This is a genomic window from Thalassospira profundimaris, assembly GCF_003326795.1.
Classification (GTDB): Bacteria; Pseudomonadota; Alphaproteobacteria; order Rhodospirillales; family Thalassospiraceae; genus Thalassospira; species Thalassospira profundimaris_C.
Window position 1 is genome coordinate 170,067 of sequence record NZ_JPWI01000002.1, and the last position, 20,519, is coordinate 190,585.

Consider the following 20,519-nt stretch of genomic DNA (forward strand, 5'->3'; position numbering starts at 1 on the left):
GTGGCTGTGCCATTCTATGTCGGGGGCAGTTTATTAAAATGGGCGGGGCATGACGTCCTTTAAGGGCCAAAATGCTTTAGCGGTATTTTGGTCTGATCGGGTGCTGATGTGCTGGCCCATTCACGGGGTGAAAAACCGCTATCAGCTTTTACATATCAGCGTTGCACAATCAGAAGTGTGCGTCTGCCCAAGATGCGATCATAACACCCGTAACGAATGCACATGAGAGTCTTTAGATATGGATTGGGTTCCTATAGCCTTTGGTACATTTAAGGTTGTTGCCTTGGTCACGGCCATGTTCTTCGCCATCAAGTGGCATTACGATCAAGGGGAGAAGCTGGGTCGGCAGGCGGTACTGCGTGCCGGAATCAAGATTACAGCAGGCTTCGTTTTCGCGTTGACGGGCGTGGGGCTCCTCGTTCTGGTTCTTAGCAGGATGCTCGGTCTGGACTTGAGCTACTGAAACTGAAACCGGCGTTGAGATTGCCTGTTTGACTGAAATGACGAACCGGAAAGCTTCGCAGGGGCAGACCGTAAAACTTTAGATCGTCTCACGGCCGTTGAAGCATTCAGCGGCCGTTGTTCGTATTCGGATAGTTGAACTCTGGCAAATATGGCGCCGAAATGCGGATCTATACTGATTTTTAGGCAGTAAAGTGGGATTGGAATGTAACTTTACCTTTCCTCTCGTGTGTTAGAATCAAGAAATATCCGAATAATGATTTTTTAATATTGGGAATTACCCGGTAGTTATTTTCCCTAAATAAATAAAAAATAACGAACTTGTAAATTTATGAAAAATATTCATACAGTGAAAACTGGATGTGTTTTTTGATTTTTCAAAAATATCCGGAATTATTCTAAAAATTTATTCGATAATTCGAGGTTTCGACGGCCTGAATTCATGTGGCCGTTGTTAATTCGAGACCTCTGACGTGTCTGTAATCCAAGCCAAGTGTTTGACAGCGGGAATGTTCCTGCTCGTTTGGCCTGCCCAACGTGCGTTTCCGCGCAAGGAGCCTTTTTTGACAAATCGTACCACTTCGAAAGTTCTGAATTTTGCACGCCCGTTCAGTATGCGCGGCCTTGCAGAAGTTCTTCCTGCTGGCTCTTACAAGGTCATTACCGAGGAAACGCAGGATGAAAAACTGACCTATCCCACCTGGCAATGGGTGTCGACGCAGATTCACCTTTATACGAATTCGGACCGCCCGGAATCCTCACGCGTGCTGAGCGTCGATCCGCGCGATCTTGAAGTCGCATATCTGCGCGATCAGAAAACAATGGATGCACGCCCGCAAGTCGCGTTTTCGGCGCGCAAATCGAACAATCGTGCCAAGCGGGTTTTCTAGATTCCCGCTCTTGAAGTGACTCCGGTCAGTGCGATCTGACCGGACGGCACCTTAAACCGAAAATCCGTAATATTCCCACTCGGCGGCGCTGACCTTAAGTGCCATATGCTCGTATTCGGCCTGCTTGATTTTGGTGAATGCGGTGTGGAACCGGGCACCTAGGGTACGTTTGTTGAAATCCGATGCCCCGAACCGGTCGATGGCTTCAAGCCAGTGACGCGGAAGGTCATTCGGGGTCTTGGCGTGGCCGATTTCATCTTCGCTGGGCTTGCCCGGATCAATTTTGCCCTCAATTCCGTCAAGGGCAGCACCCAGGGTGACGGCTGCGACCAGATACGGGTTGGCGTCAACGCCGGCAATACGGTGTTCGAAATGTCGGGTTTTACCCGGTGTGCCCGGAACGCGCAGCGCCACAGTGCGATTTTCAACACCCCAGTCATCCGAGGCCGGTGAATACATGGCCGAGGCAAAGCGACGCCATGAATTCATGAACGGGGCCAGCAACAACATGGTTTCGCCAATCGTGCCACGAATGCCGCCAATGGCATGAAGCATCAGCGGGCTGAGCGATCCGTCCGCCTGATCGGCAAACAGGTTATTGCCATTCGGGTCGGCAAGCGACAGGTGCAAATGCATCCCTGATCCGGCTTCGTTGCCGAATGGTTTTGGCATAAACACGGCCTCCATCCCGAAGCGCCGGGCGCAGGTGCGGATCAGGCGTTTGGCAATAATCACATCGTCGGCAGCACGCATCAGATCGCGATAGCGGATGGTCATTTCATATTGGCCCGGACCATATTCCGAAATCAGGGTTTCAAGCGTCAGATCAAGATGCTTGGCCCCTTCATAAACCGCATCAAACAGCGGCGACATTTCGTCAATCTCGTCAACCGACATGGTATTGCGAAGCGCACTACGACGCTTGGTCATCGCATAGGATGCAGGCTGATAAAGGCCTGATGCATCCGGTGTGCGATCCACCAGATAAAATTCCAGCTCGAACGCGCCCATCGGATGGTAGCCAAGCTTTTCGGCGCGCTTGACCTGTGCGCCAAAGACATTGCGCGGGTCGACGTCATGGGGCGTGCCGTCTTCTTCATACATGGAAATCAGAAGCTGCCCGCGTCCGGTATGGGGCAGATAGCCCAGCGTGCCGGGAACCGGCCAACACCGGCAATCGCCGCCGCCGCCGGTTTGGACCAGACCGCAATCATCGACATCCTCGCCTGTCACATCCTGTCCGAACAGGGAACTTGGCAAGCCACGCCCGGATTTATAAACGCCTTCGAGTTCGTGACGGCGGATCATCTTGCCGCGACCAATGCCGTGGAAATCGGTCAGGATAATGTCGATGGCCTCGACATCCGGATATTTGGCCAGGAATTCCTGTGCTTCGGAAAGCTGCGATCCGCTGGGCGAGGTGGCGTTATGGGTGGTCACGACTTGGCATCCTGATGGTGGTATGGCGTTGGTCAATTACGGGGGGATTATTACCCCTGATAGCGCCGGAAGAAATAACGATCTTGCGGAACGCCTTCGGGCAACGGTTCGGCAATGGTGCCGGGCACGTCAATTTTCTGATCCGATGCGACGATTGCGCCCTTCATCAGGGCCGGTGGCAGGGTTTGACCGATGAAGGTTGCGATCCTGGCATTCAGGGCTTCATCCCCGGTGCCGACATCGGAATGCACAAGGGCAACCTTGCCCTTGAACCGTTCAACGGCCATCGGCAGGGTTTCGAAAATATCACCAAGGAAAAGATGATCGTCATCGGGAATGCATTTCGGATGGGCGGCGATCTGGCGGTCAAACACAAAGATTTCGCGATCCGGCATGATTTCACGCAGGTGGTCGAACGTCCGGCCATTGCCAAGCCCGACTTCAAGTACGATACCGTCGTAATCCTTGATCATGTCGGCGGCGGCATTCAGGCAGTCGCGTTGGGCTTGCAGGCGGCGGATAACGCTGTTCAGACGTGACATAACGGGTGAAGCTCCGGGTTTTGAAAATCTGGAATGCTATTTGGATCGGATTGACGTCTTGCACACGTCATCATGCGCAAGGCGCTGAAAATCAGCCTTCAAACTTGGTTTCATCAAAGGCCGGAACACGCGCACGGAACGCATCAAGCCAGCTGACCAGCGTCGGGTACGTTTCGCGCCATTTACCGTCAAAGCGCAGATCAAGATAACCAAGCGCACAGGCAATCGCGACATGACCGATGGTAAGGTCACCCTCAAGCGACGGTGCGTTTGCACTCAGATGATCAAGGGATCGTTTGACCTTGTCGGACTGGTAGGACAGCCAGTCATCGTGGCGTTTGTCTTCCGGGCGCATCCGGGCTTCATATACCTGAAGGATCGAAGCATCGACGATGCCATCGCCCAGTGCCTGAAGGGTCAGGGCTTCCCAGCGGGCATCGCTTTCGGTCGGATGCAGGGATACGCCATCAGCCTGTGCATCAAGATATTCACAGATCACGCGCGAATCAAAAATCTTGCGACCATCATCAAGGATCAGGATCGGGATTTTGCCCAGAGGATTTTGCTGACGCAGGGTATCAGCCGGATCATTGGTGTTGGACATCTCGACGGTCAGCAGATCATAGACACCGAGAATCTTGGCAGCGATTTTGACTTTCCGGCCAAACGGCGATGGGGCACTGGAACGCAGAATCATGATTTTCCTCCATGGGGGCAACTGGTTGCGCGCAGTGTAAGGGGGAACTGCAAGCCGGAGGAACTGAAATTTTCTCAAATGACCGATCCGGGAGCAAAACCACCCGGCGTAACAGGGCCCTAGCGTCGGGCCCGCGGGTGGGTGCCATTATAAACCGCCATCAATTGTTCCGTATCGACGGCGGTATAGCGCTGGGTGGTCGAAAGAGACGCGTGCCCCAGCAAGTCCTGAATGGTGCGCAAATCCCCGCCACCTGCCAGAAGATGGGTCGCAAAGGAATGGCGCAGCGCATGCGGGGTGGCGGTATCGGGAAGGTTCAGCAGTTCACGTACCTTGCGCATTTCGCGTTGTGCAACCTGGGCAACCAGCCGCTTGCCGCGTGCGCCGACAAAAAGCGGTTCCTTGCCATCCGGGGCAAAGGGGCACGCGCGCACATAGTCCTCGATCGCGTCACGCACGATGGGGAGAACCGGCACAAGTCGCTGCTTGTTGCCTTTGCCCGTAATTACCATTGAATCGCCGCTCGGGCGCTGATTGGCGTTAAGGTCGAGTGCCTCGGAAATACGAAGTCCACAACCATAAAGCAGGGTGAAAAGGGCCAGATTGCGCTTGGCGAGCCACGGTTCATCTTGCCAGACACCGGCATTATCAAGCACCGCCATCGCATCATCGGGTGCCAGTGGTTTTGGCGTTGATTGTGGCAGACGCGGGTTGCGGATCGACTGCACAGCGGCATTTTGCCCGCGCCCGGATCGTTCGAGAAAACGGTAAAAATTGCGTAGCGACGATAAGGCGCGCGCCGTCGAGGTTTTGGCCATGCCATCCATGCTGCGCCGGGCCAGCCAGCTTCGAAAATCGCGCGGGTTCAGGCGCAGCAAATCTTTCAGATCGGGAACTGCGCCAAGGTGGCCTGTGACAAAACCCAGAAAGGCATAAAGGTCGGCCTGATAGTTTTCCGTGGTGTGATCCGATGCCCGTCGTTCGTTGCAAAGCCATCCCCGCCAGTCGGCAATGGCTTCGCGCAGGTCATTGGGCAATGTAAGGGCGGTCAGACCGTTTGGGTCAGCCATCTGCGCACACCAAATTCGATCACTGATGCCAGGAACATGATCAGGTCATTGGCCTGTGCCGGGCTGAAATAACCCGGTTCCTTGACGCCAAAGGCCACAAGTCCGACCGGATCGCCATAAAATGGTGCAAGCCGGACGATGGCGGCTGAGCGGATATCTTCGGCGCGCGGGCCAAAAATGGCCTCGTCACCAGCATCATCGGGCAACAGCCAGACATCCTGTTCTTCACCCAGAACCTGATCAACCGCACCAACGACCAGACGGCGCACACGCCCGTCACAGCTTGGCACCGGGGCCTCGTCACATTCTTCAAAGCACAGTGCAATCGCATCAAGATCAAGCAATTCCGGCACAAGATCCTGCAAGGCCTCGACAAAGGTTTCAAAGCCGCGTGCATTGAGCAAGGCCAGCACCGCACGGTGAATACGGCTTTGGGTTTCGAGGTTGGATTTCGAAATATTGATCAGCTCGCTGGTCGCACCGCGCAGCTTTTCGCGTTCGTCGCGCAGACGGGCAACGACGTATTGCTGCATGTCGGCAACACCATTGCCCAGTTCACGAACCGGCAATTCAAGACTTTCAAGCAAGTCGGGGCGCGTTGTGAAGAAATCAGGATGTTCGGTAAGGTAGGCCATCACATCGTCGGCGCGCAAAGCTGTCTTTTCCATCGGTTCCGGCTTGAAAAATGAGAAACAAAAAACCCGGCTGCCACAATGCGGGCAGCCGGGTTAAATGCATGTTAAAAACCGGCGCTGTGTCCGGTTTTTATCTGTTTCTCGGGCTTTGGGCCTGATTACAGAATGGACTGGCCGGTTTTTTCCCAGTCAGCAAGGAAGGTCTCAAGACCCTTGTCGGTCAGCGGATGTTTGGTCAGCTGGCCAAGAACCTGCGGCGGGATGGTGACAACATCTGCACCCAGGCGGGCCGAATCGACAACGTGCTGCGGACCACGTGCCGAAGCAACGAGGATCTCGGTCGTCCAGTTCGGATAGTTGTTGTAAACCTCAACGATGTCGGCAATCAGCTGCATGCCATCAGACGAAATGTCATCAAGACGGCCAACGAACGGCGAAACATAAGTCGCACCGGCCTTGGCAGCGAGGATCGCCTGACCAACCGAGAAGCAAAGGGTGACGTTGGTCTGGATGCCTTCGTCGGTGAAGGTGCGGCAAGCCTTGAGGCCATCGGCGGTCAGCGGCAGCTTGACGACGACATTGTCAGCAATCTTTGCCAGCTTGCGGCCTTCTGCGACCATGGTCTCGTAGTCGGTCGCTGCAACTTCTGCGCTGACCGGGCCGTCGACGACGTCACAAATTTCCTTGATCAGTTCGAGAAACGGTCGGCCAGACTTTGCTACCAGCGACGGGTTGGTGGTGACACCGTCCACGAGGCCGGACATGGCGAGTTCGCGGATTGCGTCGATGTCAGCGGTATCGATGAAAAACTTCATTGGATTTCCTGTTTAGGACCTGTTGTTCAATGATGCGGTTAGCTGCTAGGGTCAGAGCCATCTGATGACGGGACCAGACCCTTTGCTGTGGGACCGTTTTGTCTTTGCCTGACGGCTCGAAACCGGCAATTCCGGTTCGGCGCAACAGGCAATCTCACGGGGTTTATAATATATGAGTGCCGCAAAGGCCACATCTGGAAATCTGTTTGCTGATGATCCGGCCTTTCAGGTAACTGCACAGACCATTTCCGTGCTGCCGCCTCTGCCTTTGGCGGGGCCGTATGATTATCTGGTGCCCGAAGGTCTGTCTGTTGCTCCCGGAGATTTCGTTGAAATCCCTTTGGGGCGTCAAACACAGCGCGGTGTGGTCTGGGGACAGGCAAAGGGCGATGTCGAGTCGTCGAAGCTGCGCGAGATTTATGGTGTCCTGCCGACCGAACCGATGGCCGATGTCACGCGCCGGTTCGTCGACTGGGTGTCGGCCTATACCATGGCCCCGCAAGGCGCGGTGTTACGCATGGCGATGAGCGTCCCCGACGCACTCGAAGCCCCAAAACCGATTTTCAGATTCACCCTGAACCGAGATTTTGACGCAGCGTCGCTGCGCATGACGCCGCCGCGCAAACGCGTTCTGGAATTCTTGGGCACCCATCCCCCGATGGAACAGGGCGATATCCTGCGTGAAACCGGGGCCGGGGCCAGCGTGGTCAAGGGACTGGTCGAAGCCGGTGCGGTGCAGCGCCTGATGGTGACGCCGCCATCCCCGTTTGACTTGCCCGATCTTTCGATCCCGCGTCCCGATCTGTCTGATGAACAGACCGAAGCCGCCGATGCGCTGTGCGCGCGGGTCGAGGAGGGCAGTTTTTCCTGCACGCTTCTTGATGGTATTACCGGATCGGGCAAGACGGAGGTTTACTTTGAACCGATCCGTGCCGCACTTGCGCAAGGCAAACAGGTGGTGGTTCTGTTGCCCGAGATTGCCCTTTCCGCGCAATGGCTGCAGCGTTTCCGTGACCGGTTCGGTGTGGAGCCCGCCTTGTGGCATTCCGAAGTCGGACAGGCGCGCCGTCGTGATACCTGGCGTGCGGTGGCGGATGGTTCGGCACGCCTTGTGGTCGGGGCGCGATCAGCCTTGTTCCTGCCCTATCATGATCTTGGTCTGATCGTGGTTGATGAGGAACATGAACATGCTTTCAAACAGGAAGATGGCGTGATTTATCATGCGCGTGACATGGCAGTGACGCGGGCCCATCTTGGCGGCATTCCGGTGGTGCTGGCATCGGCGACCCCGTCTCTTGAAACACTGGCCAATGTCGAGGCAGGCCGCTATCAGCGCGTGGAACTTGGCAATCGTCATGGCGTGGCTGTTCTGCCAAGTGTCGAAATCATCGACATCCGTTCGGACAAACCCGAACGCAATCGCTGGATCACACCGACCCTGAAAAAGCGGCTGGTGGAAACCTTTGCCAATGGCGAACAGGCGATGCTGTTCCTGAACCGGCGCGGTTATGCGCCGCTAACGTTGTGTCGGGCCTGCGGGCACCGGTTCCAGTGCCCGAACTGCACGGCCTGGCTGGTGGAACATCGCGCCTGGGGCAAGCTTCAATGTCACCATTGCGGATATCAGGCCAAGGCACCTGATACCTGCCCGGAATGCGGGGCAGAGGGCAAACTTGCCCCGTGCGGGCCGGGAGTCGAGCGGCTGTTTGAAGAGGCGGTGGAAACTTTTCCCGATATCCGGATCGAGGTGGCGACATCTGACAACATCATGGGACCCAAGGCCGCAACCGAATTGGTCAGGCGCGTTCATAATCATGAAGTCGATCTTCTGATCGGTACCCAGATTCTCGCCAAGGGGTATCACTTTCCCATGCTGACCCTTGTCGGGGTGGTTGATGCCGATCTTGGTCTGGCAGGTGGTGATTTGCGGGCAGCAGAGCGCAGCTATCAGTTGCTGACCCAGGTTGCCGGGCGTGCCGGGCGTGGAGATCGACCGGGCACGGTGATCCTGCAAACGGCGGATCCGGCAAACCGGGTTATCAAGGCAATTGCGGCGGGGGATCGGGATGCCTTTAACGAGGTGGAACTGTCCCAGCGTATGACGCACGGGATGCCGCCGCATGGTCGACTTGCTGCACTTATAATAAGTGGCAAAAAGGAAAACGAAGTCGATGAAGCCGCATGGCGGATCGGTCGCGTGGCCCCACGGGGTGACGGATTGATGGTTTTGGGACCGGCCCCGGCCCCTCTTTCATTGCTGCGCGGGCGCTATCGCCGTCGTTTTCTGATCCGTGCGGACAAGGGGGTAAAGATGCAGGCCCTGATCCATGACTGGCTGTCCAAGGTCAAGACACCGGGCAGTGTCCGGATCCAGGTCGACATTGATCCCTACAGCTTCATGTAGACCTGTTACCGAATGCCTATTGGGAGTATTGGGATTGCCACCAGTCCAGACCATCCGGGCCAAGGTAGCGTTCAAAAATAGCAAGCAACCGACCATCAGAACGCATTTCGCGAATGACCCTGTCATATTCGTTCAGGAACTGCTTTTTGTCCGGGTAGTCGGACGCTTTTGAAAACGGGTTGTAATAGGCAGCCCGGCGCAGGGGTGGATACAGAAACGCTATTCTGGAACGCTCGCCGGACTGGATGGTTTCAAAGACGGTGCTGAGATAATTGACCGGAACGGCGTCAAAGCGTTGTTGCAACAGCATCGGGATCAAAAGGTCGTTCCGCGCAACGGTTTCAATATCAAGTCCGGAATTCCAGAAGGCCTGCGTGTAGGAATAACCGGCAGCCGCCCCGATTCTGAGATTGGCAAGGTCGGAAAAATCGGAAAAACGGATGTGATTCTTGTCTTCCTTGCGAATGGCAAAACGCCAGTCGAGCAACAAATGCGCTTCGTCGGGATAAAGAAGGTAGCGCGCCCGTTCGTCATTCAGTGACAGGGTAAGGACAATATCGGAATCGCCCTGTTTGGCGTTGTGCAGCAACCGGCGGCCCGTATCGACGAAGCGGAATGTGAAGTCCGTAATACCCATCTCGCGAAGGACTTCGGTCATGATGTCGACATCAATGCCAAGCGGCTTGTTGTTCGAAGACCATTTCAGGGGCGGTTCGTTCAGGCATTCTATGATGAGTGTCCTTGCCGCAGCCGTGTGATAGGAAAATAGCAGGACACAAAGCGCAAAAAAGACGCCGCCCATTTGATAAATGGCATGTCTTTGCAGGCTTGTGTCGTTCGGCTTAATCATTTCTGCCGTCCGGTTGTGGGGCGTCAGTCTCGGCAATCAACTTGATGTCTTCAGGGATTTAAAGTGAAAAACCGTTGCGAAAACAATAACGTCAGAGTGGAAACCCAGCAAACAATGTCTGACTGGGCAGAGGCAACTTTTGGTCCGGTGCAAGATCCAAAGGCGCTTTGGAACCGGGCCTTGCTCGAAATGCAGGAGCTTGGCGAAGCTGTAGACCACCAAGATCTTTCAGAAATCGGCAAGGAAGCCGCCGACGTCATGATCCTGCTGTATCGTCTGGCGAGTCAGTTTGATCTCGATCTTGATGCCGAGCTTGATGCGAAAATGGCGATCAACCGGTCCCGGACATGGTCTTCAAAAGGGGACGGAACGGGATCACACATTTGACATATATATAGGGTGTCACAAACACCCGGGTGCGAATTGCCACTGAAAAAAAAAGATGTGTCGAATGGGGATGCGTCTGTCGCAGAGGCGTCCTGAAAAAACAATCTGCTGTGAACTTGATTACATTTTTACGGGTTTTTTGTCTGATTTCGGTTGGAAGGGTGAAAAGAATGTCTGCCGAAATCGGGGGATTCGTAGCAAAAATACCGTGACCGGGCAGATCTGAACCCGGCTGCTGATAAAGGGCGACTTATAAAATAGTCGTACGACCTCCTGAAAACAGGGTGTTTTTGCGGTGTTTTGGCCCTTCTTTGCCAAAGAATGAAAAAGAGCACCCAAATGCGCTTGCGCGGGGGTTGCCCATGCCATGGACATGTGATACCAAACGCTCGCTTCCCGGAAGGAGACCCTTTCGGGAGACCATTTTTTTATACGTATCCGAGTCGTTCTCATAACCAGAATTGAGGGCTTTCACCGGTGTCCCAAAATACTGCCGCGACCGGGCTCCAAGGGCGCTACGCCACAGCACTGTTTGACTTGGCCAAATCGGCCAAGCAGCTTGATGTTGTCAAAAGCGATCTTGAATTGCTCGACCAGGCCATCGCAACCAGCGATGACCTCCGGAATGTACTCCGCAGTCCCGTGATTTCCCGGGACGTGCAGGCCAAGGCGATGGCGGCTCTTCTGGACAAGCTTGGCGTTTCCGAGTTGACCAAGAAGACCGTTGGACTTCTGTCTCAGAAGCGTCGTCTGTTTGCCCTGCCGGGTGTTATCGATTCCTACCTTTCCATGCTCTCGGCTCACAATGGCGAAGTAACCGCACAGGTCACCTCGGCATCCGAGCTGAAACAAGAGCAAATCGAAGCCGTTACCGGCGCTCTCAAAGAAGTTGTTGGCGCCACTGTCAAAGTGGACCTTAAAGTTGATCCGGCGGTTCTTGGCGGTCTTGTCGTCAAGGTCGGTTCCCGGGTTTTTGATGCCTCGCTTCGTACCAAACTTCAGAAGCTCGAGCTCGCTATGAAAGGGGTTGCGTGATGGAAATCCGCGCCGCGGAAATCTCCGCTATTCTTAAGGATCAGATTGCCAATTTTGGCGCTGAAGCCGAAGTTGCCGAAGTCGGTCAGGTTCTGTCCGTCGGTGATGGTATTGCCCGTGTTTACGGTCTGGACAATGTTCAGGCTGGTGAACTCGTTGACTTCCCGGGTGGTATTAAGGGCATGGCCCTTAACCTCGAAGAAGACAACGTTGGTGTCGTGATCTTCGGTTCTGACCGTTCGATCAAGGAAGGTGACCAGGTTAAACGTACTGGCTCCATCGTTGACGTTCCGGTTGGTAAAGAACTTCTCGGTCGCGTTGTCGACGCGCTGGGTAACCCGATCGACGGCAAAGGCGACCTTGGTGCCAAAGAACGTCGCCTTGCTGACGTCAAGGCTCCGGGCATCATCCCGCGTAAATCGGTTCATGAGCCGGTACAGACCGGTATCAAGTCGATCGACTCCCTGATCCCGATTGGCCGTGGCCAGCGCGAGCTGATCATTGGTGACCGTCAGACCGGTAAAACCGCTATCATCGTTGACACCATTCTGAACCAGAAGCCGGTGAACGACGCAGCGAAAACCGACAGCGACAAGATGTTCTCCATCTATGTTGCAGTTGGTCAGAAACGTTCAACCGTTGCTCAGGTTGTTAAGGTTCTCGAAGAGCGCGGCGCGATGGAAAACACCATCGTCGTTGCAGCTACTGCGTCCGACCCGGCGCCGATGCAGTTCCTGGCTCCGTTCGTTGCTTGCGCAATGGGCGAGTACTTCCGTGACAACGGCATGCACGCAACCATCTTCTATGATGATCTGTCCAAGCAGGCAGTTGCATATCGTCAGATGTCCCTTCTGCTTCGCCGCCCGCCGGGACGTGAAGCATTCCCGGGTGACGTTTTCTATCTGCACTCCCGTCTGCTGGAACGCGCTGCGAAGATGAATGACGAAAACGGCGCTGGCTCGCTGACCGCTCTGCCGGTTATCGAAACCCAGGGTAACGACGTTTCCGCGTTTATTCCGACCAACGTGATCTCGATCACCGACGGCCAGATCTTCCTTGAAACCGACCTGTTCTACAAAGGCGTACGCCCGGCTGTGAACGTTGGTCTGTCGGTTTCGCGTGTTGGTTCTGCCGCACAGATCAAAGCGATGAAGCAGGTTGCCGGCTCGATCAAGCTGGAACTCGCTCAGTATCGTGAGATGGAAGCATTCGCACAGTTCGCATCGGATCTTGATCCGGCGACCCAGAAACTTCTGGCACGTGGCGCACGTCTGACCGAGCTGCTCAAGCAGCCGCAGTACTCGCCGCTCAAAGTCGAAGAGCAGGTCGTTGTGATTTATGCTGGTGTTAAAGGTTATCTCGACGCTATCGCAGTGAACAAAGTTCGCGCCTTCGAAGATCAGTTCCTGTCGGAAATTCGTTCCGCTGGTGCTGACATCCTCGATGCGATCCGCACCGAGAAGGTTCTGTCGGATGACAGCGAAACCAAGCTTAAAGCGTTCCTCGACAAGTTCGCGAAAACCTTCGCGTAAGACTGAAACTTAGGCGAAGGAGGAAACGCAATGGCTAGTTTGAAGGATCTGCGCTCGCGCATTGCCAGCGTCAAATCGACGAGGAAGATTACCTCGGCGATGAAGATGGTGGCAGCCTCCAAGCTCCGTCGTGCACAGGATGCAGCCGAAGCAGCCCGTCCCTATGCTGAACGCATGGGGACGATGCTCGGTCGTCTTGCAACTGCCGTCGGTAGCAATGAAGGCGCTCCAAAGCTTCTGGCCGGTACCGGTAAGGACAACGTGCATCTGCTCGTCGTCTTCACCGCAGACCGTGGCCTTTGCGGTGGTTTCAACGCGTCGATCGTTAAAGCAACCCGTCTGAAAGCCAAGGCACTTGTTGCCGAAGGTAAGACGGTGAAGCTGATCTGTGTTGGCCGCAAAGGCGCAGATGCGCTCAAGCGTGAATTTGGTGACAATATTGTCGCCCGGTATACCGGCATCGAAGGCAAGAAGGGCATTGATTTCTCTTCTGCTTCCGACGTTGGCGATAAAGTTCTGGCACTGTATGAAGAAGGCGAATTCGACGTCTGCACGATCTTCTATAACAAGTTCGTGTCCGCGATTTCGCAGGTTGCAACGGCACAGCAGCTGATCCCGTTTGTCGGTGAAGAAGCTGCTGAACAGGAAGAAGCTGCTGCTACTTCTGCGGTTTATGATTACGAACCGTCCGAAGAAGCCATTCTGGCTGATTTGCTGCCGCGTAACGTTGGTGTCCAGATTTTCGGTGCGATGCTTGAAAGCAGCGCATCCGAGCACGGTGCGCGTATGTCCGCAATGGATAACGCAACCCGCAATGCCGGCGACATGATCGACCGACTGAGCATCCAGTACAACCGCTCACGTCAGGCTCAGATCACCAATGAACTGATTGAAATCATTTCCGGCGCCGAGGCTTTGTAAGCGGGTCGCAGGAAGTTAACGGATAGCTTTGTCCGAGCAGGAGACAATACCTATGGCGAACAAGAAGGCGGGGAAAATTTCCCAGGTAATGGGCGCCGTCGTCGACGTTAAATTCGACGGCGAACTGCCTCCCATTCTGAACGCGCTGCATGTTGACAACAACGGTCAGCGTCTGGTTCTCGAAGTTGCACAGCACCTTGGTGAAAATGCGGTCCGTACGATCGCAATGGACACCACCGAAGGTCTGCAGCGTGGTCAGGAAGTTCTCGATACCGGTGATGCGATCTCGGTTCCGGTTGGTCCGGAAACCCTTGGTCGTATTCTGAACGTTATCGGTGAGCCGGTTGACGAACGTGGTCCGGTTAACGCAACCAGAACCGCTCCGATCCACCGTGAAGCACCTGACTTCATCGATCAGGCAACCGACACCGAAATTCTGGTTACCGGCATTAAGGTTATCGACCTTATCGCTCCGTACACCAAAGGTGGTAAAATTGGTCTGTTCGGTGGTGCCGGCGTTGGTAAAACCGTTCTGATCATGGAACTGATCAACAACGTTGCCAAAGGCCACGGCGGTTACTCTGTTTTCGCTGGTGTTGGTGAACGTACCCGTGAAGGTAACGACCTCTATCACGAGATGATGGAATCGGGCGTTATCAATCCGGAAGGCGAATCCAAAGCCGCACTGGTCTATGGCCAGATGAACGAACCCCCGGGAGCACGTGCACGTGTTGCTCTGACCGGTCTGACCCTTGCGGAATACTTCCGTGATGAAGAAGGCCAGGACGTTCTGTTCTTCGTCGATAACATCTTCCGCTTCACCCAGGCTGGTTCGGAAGTGTCCGCACTTCTCGGTCGTATCCCGTCTGCTGTGGGTTATCAGCCGACGCTGGCAACCGACATGGGTGCGCTGCAGGAACGTATTACCTCGACCAAAAAAGGTTCCATTACCTCGGTTCAGGCAATTTACGTCCCGGCCGATGACTTGACTGACCCGGCACCGGCAACCTCGTTTGCTCACCTTGATGCAACCACCACGCTGAACCGTCAGATCGCCGAGCTCGGCATCTATCCGGCAGTTGACCCGCTCGATTCCACCTCGCGTGCTCTCGATCCGGGCGTGATTGGCAAGGAACACTACGAGACCGCTCGTGAAGTTCAGCGTATCCTTCAGACCTACAAAGGTCTTCAGGACATCATCGCCATCCTCGGCATGGACGAGCTTTCGGAAGACGACAAACTGGTTGTGGCACGTGCCCGTAAGATCCAGCGTTTCCTTTCGCAGCCGTTCCACGTTGCAGAAGTCTTCACCGGTACTCCGGGCGTGTTCGTTCAGCTCGAAGACACCATCAAGGCTTTCAAAGCGATCTGCGCTGGTGAATATGACCACATGCCGGAACAGGCATTCTACATGGTCGGCACCATCGAAGAAGCCATCGAAAAAGCCAAGAAGATGGCCGAAGCTGCCTAAGGCAGTTTCGGTCCCCCTCCGGCTAAGGAGCGAGGATTGTCATGACTGATACGACTGTACTGGAACTTGTTTCGCCGTCTGCCCTGCTCAAATCCGAGCCGGTCGAGATGGTCGTTGTTCCGGGCACGGACGGGAATTTTGGTGTGCTGCCCAAGCATTCGCCGATGATCTCGACCATTCGTCCGGGTGTCATCGACATCTATGCAGGTGGTAAGGTTTCCGAACGTATCTTCGTTGCTGGCGGTGTTGCAGAGGTTAATCCCGAACGTTGCACCATTCTGGCAGAAGAAGCGGTACCGGTTGCCGATCTGAAAGCTGACGAAGCACAGGCACGTCTTGAGAAGGCAACTGCCGATCTCAAGGAAGCCAGCACTGCCCACGACAAGGCAAATGCCGAGCGCGCGCTTGACATTGCCCGTGCACAGATTGCTGCCCTGACCAACTAATCGTCAGTTGGAAATTTTAAAAAGGCCGTCCTTCGGGGCGGCCTTTTTCGTTGTCTGCTCACGCGGCGGACAGATTGGGGTGTAACCGGATTCTGCCACCATTGTGCCGGGGCCTTCCTGTTTGATCTCGAGATTATCCGCGCCAGCCGGGTTGGGACCGCAAGGATGCCATTTGCAAGATCCAGCCGCCGCCAAAGCCAAGCAGCGCAATCACGCCAAGTGCAACCAGTCCCGTTGACGTAAAAAGCGGCGCAACCTGACTGATATTGATAGAGCCAATCGCAAAGCTTGCGGCAAGTGCAATGCCGGTTCCCATGACGATGCCAAGCATCCCGCTGACCGTTACCAAGATGCCGGTTTCAAGTGCGCCGGTCTGGATGATCTGTCGGGGCTGGATGCCAAGGGCGCGCAACATCGCAAGTTCCCCCGCCGCGTGCTGGCGCAAGGCGATCAGGCCGGTCACAATCACCAGCACCGCACCAACCGTGGCAAGCACGGTCTGGGCAATCAGGATGGCGCGCACCTGATCAAACATTCCGGATAATCGTTCAAGGACCCCTGCCACCCGGATCATCGGAACATGGGGGAACTGACCCTGCAAACGGTCTGCGACCTTTGTGACCGTTTGGTGGGCCATAAGGTCGGGTTCATGCAGGCTCAGGGCCGCGATCACACCATGCGGGGGTGGCGGGTCCATGGGGGACAGGACAATCGGAAAATCAAGCGCAAGCCGGGTCCAGTCAATCTTGCGCAGATTGGCGATTTTGACTGTGATCGGTTCGCCCAGGATATTTACCGTAATCTGATCGCCGATAGTAATGCCAAGGGCAGCGGCGATGTCGGCATCAAGCGATGCCAGTCTTTCATTCACACTATCGCGCGTCCACCAGTCCCCGGCGATTAGCCGGCTTTGCGCCATCGATGATGTTGGCGCATTGGTCCAGGACAATCCGCGATCACCGCGTATGAACCAGTGATAGCGTCTGGGTATCTCGGACAGACTGACCGGACGTCCGTTAATACGGGTAACCCGACCGTGCAGGAATGGCATCCGGGCAAGGGATGAAATCGCCGGATCACCGGATGCGACGGCGCGGAAAGCATCGCTTTGCTCTGGTGGCAGATCAAAGAAGACCAGATCGGGTGTTTGACCTGGCAAAACGGATTTAAGGTGATGACCGGCAATGGTTCCAAACAGGACCACCGCAAGCAGGCATGTGACAGCCAGTCCGAAAGATGCGGCAATGGTGATGGTCGGCGCCGACGGGCGGGCAATATTGCGCAAGGCAAGTCGCCATGCCGCTGAACCATTGGTTCCACGGGCCAATATGGAGGACCCTTTGCGCACCAGCCAGCCCAATCCAACAAAACATGCCAGACACAAACCAAGTACTGCGATCAAAAGAACGGAAAACCATCCAAGATCAATCAGCCGAACCGCAAAGCCGGTTGTCGCAAGTATCAGCAGTGCCGGCAAAAGGAAGTGCGGCGAACGAAGTGGACCCGATATCGCAAAGGAAGGCGCAGATTGTGAGGACTGGTCGCGAAACAGCGATGCGGCATTGACCTGACATGCCTTGCGGATCGGCCCAAGTGCGATCAGGGTGACAAAACAGACCACAAAACCAAAGATCAGCAGTGCATTTCCGGGGCCCGGTGCAATGACAATCCCGAACCGGGTTGCGACCATCGGGGCAAGGGCGATGGTGACGACATGGCTAAGGGCAAATGCCGTGATCACGGCGGCAACGGTGACAAGGCCCACCATGCAGCCGATGGCAAAAATCAGCTGAGAGGGCCTGACACCAACGGCGCGCATCAGGGTAAATTCACTGCTGCGCGCGCTCAGGTCCGCGCGAAGGGCATTGCCGATTGCCGTCATTGTGATGGCAAAAATCGCAATTCCGATCAGGCTGGCAAAGGCAGAGGCAAAATCGCCAATACGCTCAATGCCGGGAATACCGTCATCGGCATTCACAATACGCCAGCCGCTGTCGGGAAACTGCTCTTCGATTTCGGTAATGATCCGGGCATTAGACATGCTGCTGTCGGGCGCCCGTTTCAGGCGGCTATACCAGTAAATCTGTTTATCTGATGACAGAAGTTCGTTTAACCCATAGGCATCAAGAGACACCAGAACACGCGGCCCCAGCGAAAAAAGACGAAACTTGCGTTCGGGTTCTGCCAGCAAGGTCGCGCGGATCTGATAGGTCTGATCACCGATAGTGATTTCATCATTCAATGCCAGGCCGGATTGTTCCAGAAAGCCCGGATCAACAATCGCGCCGCTGACTCCGTCGCGGATTTCCAGCGCGTTCTGTGCTGTGATGCCGGGGGATAGCAGAAGGTCACCATAAAGCGGATATGACCGGTCAATGGCCTTTAATTCCGAAAGAATAGCGGGTGATTGTGACGAAGACCGGATCATGACGCGCTGTTCGGCCGTGATGGCAACTGTGCCAAACTTTGTCAGAAAGACTTTTTCCTGATCGGTTGGTGGGCGATGAAACAGACGCAGTGAAATATCGCCACCAATGGTCTGCTGGGCAGACTGACGCATTGCATCGCGTACAGAATGGGTCAGATTGACTGTCAGCGACAGCGTGGTGATTGCGAAGATCAGGGTACCAAATAACGCACCAATGCCAATACCCGGGCGTCGCAATTGACGAAGCGCGAAATACAATCCCGCAGCATAAAGCCGGATTTGGAAAGAGGGTGATGTCAGGCGGGACACGGCAGTCTCGCGGGCAGGTGGGTTACGGCGTCGGGGTAAGTGCCAACCCCAGCCAGAAGGATTCGATCATTTTCATCAGGTCGATGAATTCTGTCACATCCACGGGCTTGCGCAAATAACAGTTTGCCCCGGCGGCATAGCAAAGATCGACATCGTGATCCGCCCCCGAAGTAGTCAGGACGATAACCGGGATTGAAGCCGAATTGGGATCGTTGCGAATATCGCGCAGCATTTCGCGGCCATCCTTACGCGGCATGTTCAGATCCAGAAGGATCAGACGCGGTCGTGGCGCGTTGCGATATGGACCATCCTGTTGAAGGAACTGTAATGCTGACATGGCATCCTTGACATGGTGAAGCTCGACGGGGCGTTTGAATTCCCGCAATGCTTCGCGCACAAGGCGTGCGTCACCCGGATTGTCTTCAATCAACAACAGATTATTCGTTATGCCATTTGCGTGAGCCGACATTGCACCCATTATCCAATCGGGTGGGCATTTATCTTATACCCTGTCCCTGTTCCCTGCTTTGTGAGACGCTTGAATTATAATAAGAAAATATAGAAGTGGTTCCCCAACCACCGCTAACACCCCATATTAACGAATAGCATTTTTCTAATTTAGCTACCCTTAAGACTGGTTCTCATACTTTGGCACGAAAATCAATGCAATAAGGCCGTATTAAAGTAGAAATCATTATCCTTACGTATGAAACATAATGTCTCATAAGGGGTGGTGAAAGGGTAAATGGTAGAAAATTTTCATGCAAAAAGGGGATGATTCCGGGTTTTTACGTGCAAACGGTTCGCGATAAAGTCCGGATATGGCAATGGCTGCGTCATTTTGACGCAGCCATCACAGGAGATTTGCCGTGCAACAGGATATGTGCAGGGATCTTCAACAAGCAAGACTGTTGTCTGGTCCCGCCTGGCGACTAGTTGGTTGCGATTCCGATTTCCCTGGCAAGAGTATCAAACCGTAAAACCATTTCAGGCTGGTCGGCAAAGAATTCGGCAGCCTTGTGATAGGTGGTTTGTGCTTCGTCTGTCTTGCCCAGAACCATATAGGCCTGCATCAGACGCGCCCAGCCATCCGGGTCATTTGGTTCGCTTTCGAGGCGTTCGGCAAGACGGTCAACCATCCCGTTAATCATTTCCTGCCGATCTTCGGGGGTCATTTCCTGGGCAGCTGCCACGTCGTCCTGACTGGGACCAGCCATTTGCGGGGCTGTGGCAACTTTCAGACGGCCCTCGATATCAATACCCTGCGCGAGGGCTGCATCATTGATGCGCTCAACCACCATCGGAACCCAGTTGGCATCGCCAGGTGCAGCATTGACCAGTTCAATCCAGCGATCAACGGCAAGGGCGATGTTGCCATCCTGTGCATCGGCAAGGCCCAGATAATATCCGATGCGTGGGTCCCGGCTGTCGGTGGTGGCAGCTTCTTTCAGAACACCACGTGCTGTGGCATTGATCTGGCCATTGTCCCCGCGGATCAGGCTTTCGGCATACATGGCAAGATAATCGCCATCCCGATCCGAAAGCTTGACGGTTTCAAGGAAGGCGGTCTGGGCTTCAACCGGGCGCCCAAGCGCCATCAGGCTGGCCCCCAGAAGTTCCCAGCCCTTAAGGTTTTTCGGATCATTGATCAGCTTCTGCGAAAGGTCGCTGACCGCGCGGTTCAGGACATCGGTGCGTTCGCTGTTGGTTGCCTGTGCATGACGAATGGCGTCGATTTCATCGGCACGACTGGCAATCGGGCGATCGGGCAGGTCAGGCCGACCAAGATCAAGATAAATTCCCAAACCGCCGGTCAGGAACACCAGAATGGCAATGACGGAAACAATCCGGATTGGTGACCCGACCAGTCCCGACGTTACATTTTCGGTTCTGGTCTTGATGCGCTGATCGGCATTGAGGATGCGGCGCTGTACTTCGATGCGCGCAGCATTGGCCTGCTCGGTACTTAAAACACCGCGTTCGATATCGCGGTCAATTTCGGCCAGCTGATCGCGATAGACTGCAAGGTCGTGATCAAGCTCGATGTTGCCGGTTTCTTCGGAACCAGAAGTCCCGGTTGCTGATTGGTGCTGTCGCAAGACAGGCCAGAGAACAAAACCCGCAACAAGAAGCGTAATGGCGGCAAGAACAATCCAGATGGTCATAAGGTTTCCTGTCGTATCGC

The 20,519-nt window shown here is 54.9% G+C and carries 19 protein-coding genes; 9 read left to right on the plus strand and 10 right to left on the minus strand.

Annotated elements, in window-relative coordinates; translation table 11 throughout:
- The first annotated feature begins 238 nt into the window (after positions 1 to 238).
- Positions 239 to 463, plus strand: a complete 225-nt coding sequence (locus TH30_RS05150) for a hypothetical protein (protein WP_114097012.1) — start codon at positions 239 to 241, stop codon at positions 461 to 463.
- Positions 464 to 1,025: 562 nt separating this feature from the next.
- Positions 1,026 to 1,352, plus strand: coding sequence for a hypothetical protein (locus tag TH30_RS05155; protein WP_114097195.1), 327 nt, complete (start codon positions 1,026 to 1,028; stop codon positions 1,350 to 1,352).
- A gap of 51 nt (positions 1,353 to 1,403) precedes the next feature.
- On the opposite strand, the gene TH30_RS05160 is transcribed toward TH30_RS05155, so the two are convergent.
- The 6 genes from TH30_RS05160 to fsa form a co-directional block, all read right to left on the minus strand.
- Entirely contained in the window at positions 1,404 to 2,792 is a 1,389-nt protein-coding gene (locus TH30_RS05160) for a glutamine synthetase family protein (RefSeq protein ID WP_114097013.1), read from the minus strand.
- A 50-nt stretch (positions 2,793 to 2,842) separates the two neighbouring features.
- The gene (locus TH30_RS05165; protein ID WP_114097014.1) at positions 2,843 to 3,334 is read right to left on the minus strand and encodes a class I SAM-dependent methyltransferase; all 492 of its coding nucleotides are present in this window, start codon (positions 3,332 to 3,334) and stop codon (positions 2,843 to 2,845) included.
- A 91-nt stretch (positions 3,335 to 3,425) separates the two neighbouring features.
- Positions 3,426 to 4,031, minus strand: coding sequence for a glutathione S-transferase (locus TH30_RS05170; RefSeq protein ID WP_114097015.1), 606 nt, complete (start codon positions 4,029 to 4,031; stop codon positions 3,426 to 3,428).
- A 119-nt stretch (positions 4,032 to 4,150) separates the two neighbouring features.
- Complete coding sequence (locus TH30_RS05175) at positions 4,151 to 5,101, minus strand: tyrosine recombinase XerC (protein ID WP_114097016.1); 951 nt, start codon at positions 5,099 to 5,101, stop codon at positions 4,151 to 4,153.
- On the minus strand, positions 5,080 to 5,769 hold the full coding sequence (locus tag TH30_RS05180; protein ID WP_114097017.1) for a DUF484 family protein: 690 nt from the start codon (positions 5,767 to 5,769) through the stop codon (positions 5,080 to 5,082). Before TH30_RS05180 ends, TH30_RS05175 begins: the two co-directional genes overlap by 22 nt.
- Before the next feature lie 125 nt (positions 5,770 to 5,894).
- Positions 5,895 to 6,551 carry a fructose-6-phosphate aldolase gene (fsa, locus tag TH30_RS05185; RefSeq protein WP_114097018.1) on the minus strand — a complete coding sequence of 219 codons (657 nt, stop codon included), beginning with the start codon at positions 6,549 to 6,551 and terminating at the stop codon, positions 5,895 to 5,897.
- A gap of 172 nt (positions 6,552 to 6,723) precedes the next feature.
- On the opposite strand from fsa, the gene TH30_RS05190 reads away from it, so the two are divergent.
- Positions 6,724 to 8,955, plus strand: coding sequence for a primosomal protein N' (locus TH30_RS05190; RefSeq protein WP_114097019.1), 2,232 nt, complete (start codon positions 6,724 to 6,726; stop codon positions 8,953 to 8,955).
- Between the two features lie 16 nt (positions 8,956 to 8,971).
- Here TH30_RS05190 and TH30_RS05195 read toward each other — a convergent pair whose 3' ends face one another.
- The gene (locus TH30_RS05195) at positions 8,972 to 9,805 is read right to left on the minus strand and encodes a substrate-binding periplasmic protein (RefSeq protein ID WP_114097020.1); all 834 of its coding nucleotides are present in this window, start codon (positions 9,803 to 9,805) and stop codon (positions 8,972 to 8,974) included.
- Positions 9,806 to 9,919: 114 nt separating this feature from the next.
- On the opposite strand from TH30_RS05195, the gene TH30_RS05200 reads away from it, so the two are divergent.
- From TH30_RS05200 to atpC, 6 genes are all read left to right on the plus strand, one after another.
- Complete coding sequence (locus TH30_RS05200; protein WP_114097196.1) at positions 9,920 to 10,192, plus strand: MazG nucleotide pyrophosphohydrolase domain-containing protein; 273 nt, start codon at positions 9,920 to 9,922, stop codon at positions 10,190 to 10,192.
- 477 nt (positions 10,193 to 10,669) lie between these two features.
- Positions 10,670 to 11,227 (plus strand): F0F1 ATP synthase subunit delta, encoded by a 558-nt coding sequence (locus tag TH30_RS05205; RefSeq protein ID WP_114097021.1) that lies wholly within the window; start codon positions 10,670 to 10,672, stop codon positions 11,225 to 11,227.
- Positions 11,227 to 12,759 (plus strand): F0F1 ATP synthase subunit alpha, encoded by a 1,533-nt coding sequence (gene atpA, locus TH30_RS05210; RefSeq protein ID WP_114097022.1) that lies wholly within the window; start codon positions 11,227 to 11,229, stop codon positions 12,757 to 12,759. The genes TH30_RS05205 and atpA overlap by 1 nt, the downstream gene beginning before the upstream one ends.
- A 30-nt stretch (positions 12,760 to 12,789) precedes the next feature.
- On the plus strand, positions 12,790 to 13,680 hold the full coding sequence (locus TH30_RS05215; protein WP_114097023.1) for a F0F1 ATP synthase subunit gamma: 891 nt from the start codon (positions 12,790 to 12,792) through the stop codon (positions 13,678 to 13,680).
- A gap of 52 nt (positions 13,681 to 13,732) precedes the next feature.
- A complete protein-coding gene (atpD, locus tag TH30_RS05220; RefSeq protein ID WP_114097024.1) occupies positions 13,733 to 15,151 on the plus strand; it encodes a F0F1 ATP synthase subunit beta in 1,419 nt (472 codons plus the stop codon).
- A 41-nt stretch (positions 15,152 to 15,192) separates the two neighbouring features.
- Entirely contained in the window at positions 15,193 to 15,597 is a 405-nt protein-coding gene (gene atpC / locus TH30_RS05225) for an ATP synthase F1 subunit epsilon (protein ID WP_114097025.1), read from the plus strand.
- 133 nt (positions 15,598 to 15,730) lie between these two features.
- On the opposite strand, the gene TH30_RS05230 is transcribed toward atpC, so the two are convergent.
- From TH30_RS05230 to ccmI, 3 genes are all read right to left on the minus strand, one after another.
- Positions 15,731 to 18,334, minus strand: a complete 2,604-nt coding sequence (locus TH30_RS05230) for an ABC transporter permease (RefSeq protein WP_147251937.1) — start codon at positions 18,332 to 18,334, stop codon at positions 15,731 to 15,733.
- A gap of 22 nt (positions 18,335 to 18,356) precedes the next feature.
- Positions 18,357 to 18,803 (minus strand): response regulator, encoded by a 447-nt coding sequence (locus tag TH30_RS05235; protein WP_114097197.1) that lies wholly within the window; start codon positions 18,801 to 18,803, stop codon positions 18,357 to 18,359.
- 463 nt (positions 18,804 to 19,266) lie between these two features.
- Positions 19,267 to 20,499 (minus strand): c-type cytochrome biogenesis protein CcmI, encoded by a 1,233-nt coding sequence (gene ccmI, locus TH30_RS05240; protein ID WP_114097027.1) that lies wholly within the window; start codon positions 20,497 to 20,499, stop codon positions 19,267 to 19,269.
- Between the last annotated feature and the right edge of the window lie 20 nt (positions 20,500 to 20,519).